This is a genomic window from Streptomyces sp. SID5785 (genome assembly GCF_009870065.1).
Taxonomy (GTDB): domain Bacteria; phylum Actinomycetota; class Actinomycetes; order Streptomycetales; family Streptomycetaceae; genus Streptomyces.
This window is the reverse complement of sequence record NZ_WWIA01000819.1, coordinates 1-8,868: the sequence shown is the minus strand read 5'-3', so window position 1 is coordinate 8,868 and position 8,868 is coordinate 1. Positions and strand designations below refer to the sequence as shown.

Genomic DNA, 8,868 nt, shown 5'->3' with positions numbered 1-8,868 from the left:
GGTACGGCCGGACTGTTCGGCGGCGTGGTGGGCGCGGCGGGTACGGCGGTCTCGCTGGGCTGGGCGGGGGCGCTGCCGGGGATCATGACGGAGGCCGCCGGGCTGCCCGGGTACGCGGGCGTGGGGCTCGGCCCGGTCCAGTGGGCGGCGCTCGCCGGGTCGGGGGCGCTCGCGCTGTTCGGCTTCGGCGGGCTCGCGCGCGGGCGGGCGGGGCGGGCCTGGGTGCTGAGTCTGTGCGGGCGGTACCGCGGGACCGTGCGCCGGACGGGCCTGATGTGGGTGAACCCGCTGGTCCTGCGGCGCCGCATCGACGTACGGCTGCGGCACTGGCGCAGTGAGCCGATGGCGGTGGTCGACGCCAACGGCACCGCGCTGCGGGTCGTCTGTCTCGTCGTCTGGCGGATCAGGGACACGGCGAAGGCGGCGCTCGGCGTCGAGGACCACGAGGAGTACCTGCGCGAGTGCGTCGAGGCGGGGCTGGCCCGGGTGCTCTCGCAGCTGCCGGCGGACGCCTTCCACGGGGACGCGCCGACGCTGCGCAACGCGGAGGCCGTCGGCGACCTGCTGACGCGCCGGCTCGCGACGGACGCGGCGCCGGTCGGCATCGAGGTGTTCTCGGCGCAGCCGACCCGGATCGAGTACGCGCCGGAGGTGGCCGCCGCGATGCGCCGCCGCCGGGTCGCGGCGCTCGACGCGCAGCACCGCGACTCGGTGCTGTCGTCGGTCGTGGACTCGGTGGAGGACACGGTGACGCGGCTGACGACGCGGGGCCTGGTCGAGCTGGACGACTACGAGCGCAAGGCGCTGGTGAAGGATCTGACGGTGGCGTTCTACACCGGGCGGGGGGAGTGACGGGCTCCCGCGGGGCGGGGTTCCGGCGGGTCAGGAGCAGCTCATCGATTGGTATGGACATGTTCAACTAGCGCCCTTACCTTGGGTGTTGGTCTAGACCTGAATGTTCTTCGATCGGCGAACGCTGTGTGCACGGCTACCGGAACTCCCCACACCCCCAGGAGCGGCAGCATGCGAAAGAAGATCTGCGCGGCCCTGCTCGGCCTGACCACCGTCGGAGCCCTCGCGCTCTCGGCGGGCGGCGCCAGCGGCCACGGCTACACCGACCTGCCCATCAGCCGGCAGAAACTCTGTGCCAACGGCACCGTCACCGGCTGCGGCAACATCCAGTGGGAGCCGCAGAGCGTCGAGGGCCCCAAGGGCTTCCCGGCCGCCGGTCCCGCCGACGGCCAGATCTGCTCCGCGGGCCACGGCGAGTTCGGCGCGCTCGACGCCGCGAAGCAGCCGAACGGCCAGGCCTGGCCCACCACCCAGGTGACGGGAGGACAGAGCTACACCTTCCGCTGGCAGTTCACCGCGCGCCACTCCACCACGGACTTCCGCTACTACGTCACCAAGAACGGCTGGGACCAGAACCAGCCGCTCACCCGCGCCGCCCTGGACACCACCCCGTTCCTCACGGTGCCCTACAGCGGACAGCCCCCGGCCACCCTCTCGCACTCCGGTGTCCTCCCCTCCGGGAAGTCGGGCCACCACGTGATCGTCGCCGTCTGGACGATCGCCGACACGGCGAACGCGTTCTACGCCTGCTCGGACGTGACCTTCTGACCCGTTCGGCCCGTATGACCCGTCCGGCATCCTGAGGGCGGCGGAACCGCTCCCGGCCCACGTCTGGGCCGGGAGTCGTCCGCTGCGTATCGTTCGTGGCCGATCTGCCCACCGACGACTTCTGATTGCGGGGCCCGCCGGCCATGGACGGTCTTGTCTTCCACCTCCTTCTCCCCCTGCTCGCCGTCCTGCTCGTCTGGGCCTGCTTCGCGATCGTGCGGCGGACCCGGCAGCGGCGCGCGGCGTGGGAGAGCGGGCTGACCGCGCAGGCGCGCGTGGTCGCCGCGTACGCGCGCGTGCAGATGGTGAACAACGTCGCCCGGCGCATCCAGTGGCACGAGTACGACTTCACCGACGCCACCGGGCGCGCCGTGCGCTTCAAGGAGTCCGGCGGCCCCGCGAGCCGGGCCGTCGGGGACAGCACGCTCGTGTACTACGCGGCGGCCGAGCCCGAGGCGGCGACGGCCTCCGAGCCGAGCCCCGGCCGCGACGCGTTCGGCACGGTCTTCGGCGTGGGCGTGCTCGGCGTCGGGGCCGTCGTCCTCCTCGGGGTGTCCGTCCAGTACTGGTGACGCCCGCGGGCGGCGGAGCGGCCGGGCGGGTCGCGGCCCTCCACATCTGACGTGACGTCAATTATGGTGCGCCGCCATGGGATCCCTGAGGAACACCTTCGCGGAACTCGTCCAGGCGCGGTGGCAGGACCACCGCCCCGGCCTCGCCTTCGAGGACCAGGTGCTCAGCCATCACGAGGTGGCCGCGGGTGCCGCCGCCCGGGCCGCGCTCCTCGGCGACCTGCTGCCCCGCGGCGCCGCACCGCACGTCGGGCTGCTCCTCGACAACACCCCGGAGTTCCCGCAGTGGCTCGGCGCCGCCGCCCTGGCCGGAGCCGCCGTCGCCGGACTCAACCCCACCCGCCGCGGCGCCGAGCTCGCCCGCGACATCACTCACACCGAGTGCCGCGTCCTGGTCACCGAGCGCGCCCGGCTCCCGCTCCTCGACGGACTGCGGCTGCCCGGCGTCCGCGTCCTGGTCACCGACACCGCCGCCTACGGGGAGGTGCTCGCGCCCTACGCGGGCGCCGCGCCGCAAGCGGCCCGCGGCATCGGCCCCGGGACCCGGATGCTCCTCTACTTCACCTCCGGCTCCACCGGCGCCCCCAAGGCGGCGATCTGCACCCAGGGCAGGCTCGCCCACGCGGGGCAGTCCCTGGTCGGTCACTTCGGGGTGCGCCGCGACGACGTGCACTACATCTGCATGCCGCTCTTCCACGGCAACGCGGTCATCGCCGACTGGGCCCCCGCGATGGCGGCCGGCGCCGGGACCGCCCTGGCCCGCCGCTTCTCCGCCTCCGGCTTCCTCGACGACGTACGCCGCTTCGGCGCCACCTACTTCACCTACGTCGGCCGCGCCGTGCAGTACCTCCTCGCCACCGAGGAGCGCCCCGACGACCGGGACAACCCGCTGCGGGTCGGCTTCGGCACCGAGGCCGGGGCGGTCGACGCCGCCCGTTTCGAGCAGCGGTTCGGGGTCCGGCTCGTCGAGGGGTACGGCTCCTCCGAGGGCGGCGCCGCCGTGTCCCGCACGCCCGACACCCCGCCCGGCGCGATCGGCCGCGCCGCCCCCGGGGACGACCTCGCGGTGCTCGACCCGGCGACCCGCGAGGAGTGCCCGCCGGCCGAGTTCGACGCGGGCGGGCGGCTCGTCAACGGCGGCCGCGCCATCGGCGAGCTCGTGAACCGCGGCCGCTCCCCGTTCGAGGGCTACTGGCGCAACGAGGCCGCCGACGCCGAGCGCGTCCGCGAACACGGCTGGTACTGGACCGGTGACCTCTTCTACCGGGACGCCGACGGGTTCCTCTACTTCGCCGGGCGCGACGACGACAAGATCCGCGTCGACAGCGAGAACCTCGCCCCCGCCATGATCGAGAACATCCTCGCCCGCTGGTCCCGGGCCGCCGCCGTCGCCGTCTACGGCGTCCCGGACCCGGTCGCGGGCGACCAGGTCATGGCGACCGTGGCGCTGCGCGACGGCGCCGCCTTCGATCCGCTCGCCTTCGCCGAGTTCCTCCTGGCCCAGCCCGACCTCGGCACGAAGATGGCCCCGCGCTTCGTGCGCCTGGTCACACGGATGCCGGTCACCGCCACGAACAAGGTGCGCCGCGGCGAGCTGCGCCGCGAGGGCTTCGGCGGCGGTACCGACCCCGTGTGGTGGCGGCCCGAGGGCGAGTCGTCCTACCGTCCCTTCGGCCCGGCCGACCGCGATGCCCTGGCCGCCGCGTTCCGCACCCACGGCCGTCACCCGCTCCTGAACCCCACCTGAACGCGCGTGGTCGGAAGCACCCCCCGGGACCGGGTAGTATTTACGACGTCAACCGGCGCCATTAGCTCAGTTGGTTAGAGCAGCGGACTCTTAATCCGCGTGTCCGGGGTTCGAGTCCCTGATGGCGCACCTGAAGTGAAGCCCCTCGCAGCAGCGGGGGGCTTTCGCTGTTCCCGGACCGGCGCGGCCGCCCGGGCTCCGGGACTCAGATCGCCAGGGACAGCAGGACCGGGGTCGCCCCCTTGTTGAGGCGGTCGGCCGCGCTGTGGAGCCGGTGGGCGTGCTCGACCGGCAGGGAGAGCGCGAGGCAGCCCACCGCGGCGCCGGCCGTGATCGGGACCGCCGCGCACACCGTGCCGACCGCGTACTCCTGGAGGTCGAGGACCGGGACGGTCGGCGGCTGGGCGGCCAGCCGGGAGAGCAGCACCTTCTCGTTGGTGATGGTGCGCGAGGTGAGGCGGGCCATCTTGTGCCGGGAGAGGTGATCGCGCCGCCCGTTCACGTCCAGCTGGCCGAGCAGGCTCTTGCCGACCGCGCTGGCGTGCGCGGAGACGCGGAAGTCCACCCACTCGTTGACCGCGGGGGCCTCGGGCCCGGCCGCGTACTGGGTGACACGGACCTCGCCGTCGATGTACCGGCTGAGGTAGACGGCCGCGCCCACCGTGTCGCGCAGCGTGTCCAGGGTGTGCTGGAGCTCGGTGGCGAGGGCGGCCTCGCGGCCGTCGGCGGTCGACAGCCGGTCGAGCGTCGCGCCCGTGACGTACGCCCCGTCCGCGGTCTGCCGGACGTACCCCTCGCGGCGCAGCATCCGCAGCAGCGGGGCCAGCTGGTCGGCGGGCAGTTCGGTGCGGCGGCCGAGCTCGGTGTCGGTGATGCCGACCCCGTGCCGGGCGACGGTCTCCAGAACGCGCAGCGCGAGCTGCACCGACCGGTGCGGCTGGTACGACGACGCGTCCTGTTCGTGCTTCAGCGCCACGGGATCCCCCTGCATGGAACGGTTCCGGACAGCTGGGCTCCGTCCACGATAGCCGTCAACCGGTCCGGACGGGGCGGCTGTTGGGGAGATTGGTGGCGCGTTCCGTGGCCTCTCAGCAGGAACGCGCCACCCTGGCATATGCCAAAGTCATGCCCCATGATGGGCACGGCTGGTCACAGCACCGCGCTCAGGAATTCCCGGGTGCGATCGTGCTCGGGCTCGGTGAAGATCTTCTCCGGCGAACCGGACTCGATCACCCGTCCGGCATCGAACATCAGTACCTGGTCGGAGATGTCCCGGGCGAAGCCCATCTCGTGGGTCACGCACAGCATCGTGATGTCCGTCGTGTGCGCGATGTCCCGCAGGACGTCGAGAACGCCCGCGACCAGCTCCGGGTCGAGCGCCGAGGTGACCTCGTCCAGGAGCAGCACCTGCGGCCGCATGGCCAGCGCCCGCGCGATCGCGACCCGCTGCTGCTGACCGCCGGACAGCTGCGTCGGGTACGCGTCGCAGCGGTCCCCGAGCCCGACCATGTCGAGCAGCTCGCGCGCCCGCTGCTCCGCCTCGTCCTTGGACAGGCCGAGCACGGTGACCGGCGCCTCCATGATGTTCCGGAGCACCTTCATGTTCGGGAACAGGTTGAACTGCTGGAAGACCATCCCGATGTTCTTGCGGACCTCGCGGATGTGCTTCTCGCCGGCCGGCACCAGCGTGCCGTTCTTCTCCTCGTGCGTGAGGTAGTCGCCGCCGACCTTGATCGAGCCCTCGTCGGGCTTGAGCAGGGTCATGAGGAGTCTGAGGATCGTCGTCTTGCCGGAGCCGGACGGTCCGATCAGCGTCACGTGTTTGCCGGACGCGACCGAGAAGTCCAGCTCGTCCAGGACGGTGTTGCCGCCGAACCGCTTCACGACCTTGTCGAAGCGGATCAGTTCGTCGCCCCCGGCCGGGGCCTCGGGCGTCTTCGCGGTGGGATTGATGTCAGCGGGCAAGACGACGCTCCAGGGCTCGCAGAAGAAGGGAGGCGGGGTAGGCGATGACGATGTAGGCGACTCCGACCAGGGTCAGCGCCTCGGTGGTGAACGTCTCCTGGCTGTAGGCCTGGGCCTCGCCGAGCATGTCCAGCGCACCGATGACGTAGATCTGCGGGGAGTCCTTCAGCATCGCGACCACGTAGTTGCCGAGCGTCGGCACGACGCGGCGGATCGCCTGCGGCAGGATCACGGCCGTCCAGGTACGGCGGCGCGACAGGCTGAGCGCCGTCGCCGCCTCCCACTGACCGGCCGGCACGCCCTCGATGCCCGCCCGGTACACCTCGGAGGTGTACGTCGAGTAGTGCAGACCGAGCCCGATGACACCCGTGGTGAGCGGGGACATCGTCGGCCCCCACTCGGGCACCACGTAGAAGAGGAAGAAGAGCTGCACGAGCAGCGGCGTGTTCCGGATGAACTCGGTGATCGCGATGACCACGGCGCGCACCCACACCGGCCCCGAACGCTGGGCGATCGCCCAGACGAGACCCAGGGCGAACGCGATGAGAGTGCCCCAGCCGAGCGCCTGCAGGGTGACGAGCACCCCGTCCCAGAAGCGCGGCATGAAGTCGTCGATGACGCTCCAGTCCCAGTTCACTTGCCGGCCCCCGTTCCCTCGGCGGTGCTGCTGCCGGTCACGGCGTCGACCCCGCTCTTGCTCCGCAGACCGCCGAAGAGGACCTTCGTCTCACTGGGCCGGCCGACCTTCGACTTGGCGCGCCGCTCCAGCGCCCGCATGCCGCGCGTCAGGACGAACGCGAGCACGAAGTACAGGACGAGCAGCAGCGTGTACGACGGCGCGCTCTCGTTCTTGGCCTGCCGCAGCAGGTTCCCGGCGAACGTCATGTCGGCCACCGAGATCACGGACACCAGCGCGGTGCCCTTCATCAGCTCGATCAGCAGGTTGTTGAACGGCGGGATCATCTCGGGCCAGGCCTGCGGGAGTTCGATCAGCCGCAGCCGCTGCAACGGCGTGAAGTTGAGCGCGACCCCCGCCTCGCGCTGGGCCACCGGCACGGCGGCCAGCGCACCACGGACGATCTCGGACCCGTAGGCGCCGTAGCCGAGGCCCAGGGCCAGCACACCGGCCGCCATCGGCTGGAACTGGATGTGCAGCAGCAGCGGCACCGCGAACGTCATCCAGATCATCAGGATCAGCGCCGACGTGCCCCGGAAGATCTCGAAGTACGCCCCGGCCAGGAACCGCACGATCCACAGGCGCGAGCCGCGGAGAATACCGATCGGGAACGCGATGACCAGCGCCAGGAGCGCGCTGTACACCAGCACCTGGACGGTGATCCAGATGCCCGGCAGGAACCAGGAGGTGAAGAACTCCGACGACATCATGATGACGAGCCCCCTGACATACCGGGGCAGAGCTTCTCGACCGTGAGGTCGGTCATCTCGTCCTCCGTGAAGCCGAACGGCCGGACGATCCGCAGGAGCTCCCCGCTCTTCTTCAGCTTGTGGAGCTCCTCGTTGAACGCGTCACGGAAGTTCTTCTCCGACGGACGGAACGCGAACCCGCCCGCGCCGTACGCCGGCTTCCCGTCGACCACCGGCTGGAACGGCTCGGTGGCCTCGACGCGCGCGTTGTTCTTCACGACGCCCTTGACCGTCACGTTCGTCCCCGCGAACACGTCGACGCGGCCCTGCGCGACGGCGTCCCGGCCGGCCACCGGGTCCGGCAGGATGAGGATGTTCTTCACCCCGGCCGCCTCGGCGTAGCCGATCTCCGCGTACGCGGTGCCGCTGGCCATCTTGAGGCCCTTCTTGGCGATGTCCTCGTACGACTTGACGCCGTGCGGGTTGCCCTTGCGGACGATGAACGCGTCCAGCATCAGATAGTCGGGGTCGGAGAACAGCACCTGTTCGCACCGGGGCGGGTTGATGTACATGCCCGCGGACACCACGTCGAACTGGAGCGCCTTCAGACCGGGGATCAACGCGCCGAACTGGGTCGGGATGGGCCGGACGTTCGGAATGCCGAGCCGCTTGAAGATGACCTCGGCGATGGCCGGAGCCTCGCCGGTCGCCTTGCCGTCCGCGTCGATGTAGCCGAACGGCTGCTCGCCGGAGACCCCGACCTTGACCGTGCCGGAGGAACGCAGGCGGCTCAACAGGTCACCGCCCTCGACCTTCCCCTCCTCCGGAGCCAGGCTGCAGCCCGTCAGACCGGCAGCGCCCACCGCCGCCGCTCCCAGCAGAAAGGAGCGGCGGCCGGGCGGACCGATGATGCGTCTCTCGTCTTTTCCTCGTGGTGGAGCCATGGGCGCGCGGCTACCCGACTCGACACAACCTATGCCGATCAATTCGCGCCGCCGACACGGGCGATGCGTACTTGACCCACCGGGGTGGATGAGGCCGACCATGGGACGTATGGCTGCGACACAGGACGCAATGGACACCGAAACCGCCGACGGATCCCGGGCCCGGTACCTCCACGTCTCGCTGGCGAAACGCGGCGTGACCTGCACGGCGAAGCTGCTCGACGACCGCGCGCCGCTCACCTGCGCCGCGGTGTGGGACGCACTGCCGCTCGGCTCCGACGTCTACCACGCCAAATACGCCCGGAACGAGATCTACGCCCTCTTCCCGGCCTTCGCGGAACAGGAGCCGCCCCTGGAGAACCCGACCATCACGCCCATCCCGGGCGATCTGTGCTACTTCTCCTTCAACGGGACGCAGTTGGGGTCCCAGTCGTACGGGTACGGGGAGGGGGCCGACGTGCGGGCCGGGGCCTCCGTGATCGACCTCGCGCTGTTCTACGAGCGGAACAATCTGTTGATCAACGGGGACGTGGGATGGGTGCCCGGGATCGTCTGGGGGCAGGTCGTCGACGGGCTCGATCGGATGGCCGAGGCCTGCCAGGATCTGTGGCGGAACGGGGCGGCGGGGGAGAGTCTGGTTTTCCGGCGGGCGGAG

10 protein-coding genes and 1 tRNA gene are annotated in these 8,868 nt (G+C 71.2%); 6 read left to right on the top strand and 5 right to left on the bottom strand.

The features are described 5' to 3' along the window. From GTW43_RS26740 to GTW43_RS26720, 5 genes are all read left to right on the top strand, one after another. Positions 1-852, top strand: an 852-nt coding sequence (locus GTW43_RS26740; protein WP_161304534.1) for an SPFH domain-containing protein, incomplete at its 5' end; no start/stop codon positions are given. A gap of 171 nt (positions 853-1,023) precedes the next feature. Then, the gene (locus GTW43_RS26735) at positions 1,024-1,620 is read left to right on the top strand and encodes a lytic polysaccharide monooxygenase (protein WP_161304533.1); all 597 of its coding nucleotides are present in this window, start codon (positions 1,024-1,026) and stop codon (positions 1,618-1,620) included. Positions 1,621-1,763: 143 nt separating this feature from the next. Continuing rightward, positions 1,764-2,192 carry a DUF3592 domain-containing protein gene (locus GTW43_RS26730; protein ID WP_161304532.1) on the top strand — a complete coding sequence of 143 codons (429 nt, stop codon included), beginning with the start codon at positions 1,764-1,766 and terminating at the stop codon, positions 2,190-2,192. A 76-nt stretch (positions 2,193-2,268) separates the two neighbouring features. After that, on the top strand, positions 2,269-3,939 hold the full coding sequence (locus GTW43_RS26725) for an AMP-binding protein (protein WP_161304531.1): 1,671 nt from the start codon (positions 2,269-2,271) through the stop codon (positions 3,937-3,939). 55 nt (positions 3,940-3,994) lie between these two features. Next, a tRNA-Lys gene (locus GTW43_RS26720) sits at positions 3,995-4,068 on the top strand. A 76-nt stretch (positions 4,069-4,144) separates the two neighbouring features. Here GTW43_RS26720 and GTW43_RS26715 read toward each other — a convergent pair. The 5 genes from GTW43_RS26715 to ehuB all read right to left on the bottom strand — a co-directional run bounded on the left by GTW43_RS26715 (position 4,145) and on the right by ehuB (position 8,213). After that, positions 4,145-4,915: an IclR family transcriptional regulator C-terminal domain-containing protein gene (locus tag GTW43_RS26715; protein ID WP_161304530.1), complete on the bottom strand. Its 771-nt coding sequence runs from the start codon at positions 4,913-4,915 to the stop codon at positions 4,145-4,147. 173 nt (positions 4,916-5,088) lie between these two features. After that, positions 5,089-5,904, bottom strand: a complete 816-nt coding sequence (gene ehuA / locus GTW43_RS26710; protein WP_237536827.1) for an ectoine/hydroxyectoine ABC transporter ATP-binding protein EhuA — start codon at positions 5,902-5,904, stop codon at positions 5,089-5,091. Next, positions 5,894-6,541: an ectoine/hydroxyectoine ABC transporter permease subunit EhuD gene (gene ehuD / locus GTW43_RS26705; RefSeq protein WP_161304529.1), complete on the bottom strand. Its 648-nt coding sequence runs from the start codon at positions 6,539-6,541 to the stop codon at positions 5,894-5,896. Before ehuD ends, ehuA begins: the two co-directional genes overlap by 11 nt. Next, a complete protein-coding gene (ehuC, locus tag GTW43_RS26700) occupies positions 6,538-7,290 on the bottom strand; it encodes an ectoine/hydroxyectoine ABC transporter permease subunit EhuC (protein ID WP_161304528.1) in 753 nt (250 codons plus the stop codon). The genes ehuD and ehuC overlap by 4 nt, the downstream gene beginning before the upstream one ends. Next, positions 7,287-8,213: an ectoine/hydroxyectoine ABC transporter substrate-binding protein EhuB gene (gene ehuB / locus GTW43_RS26695; RefSeq protein WP_161304527.1), complete on the bottom strand. Its 927-nt coding sequence runs from the start codon at positions 8,211-8,213 to the stop codon at positions 7,287-7,289. The genes ehuC and ehuB overlap by 4 nt, the downstream gene beginning before the upstream one ends. 130 nt (positions 8,214-8,343) lie before the next feature. On the opposite strand from ehuB, the gene GTW43_RS26690 reads away from it, so the two are divergent. Then, positions 8,344-8,868: DUF3830 family protein (locus GTW43_RS26690; RefSeq protein WP_161304526.1), on the top strand; the 525-nt coding region annotated here is incomplete at its 3' end.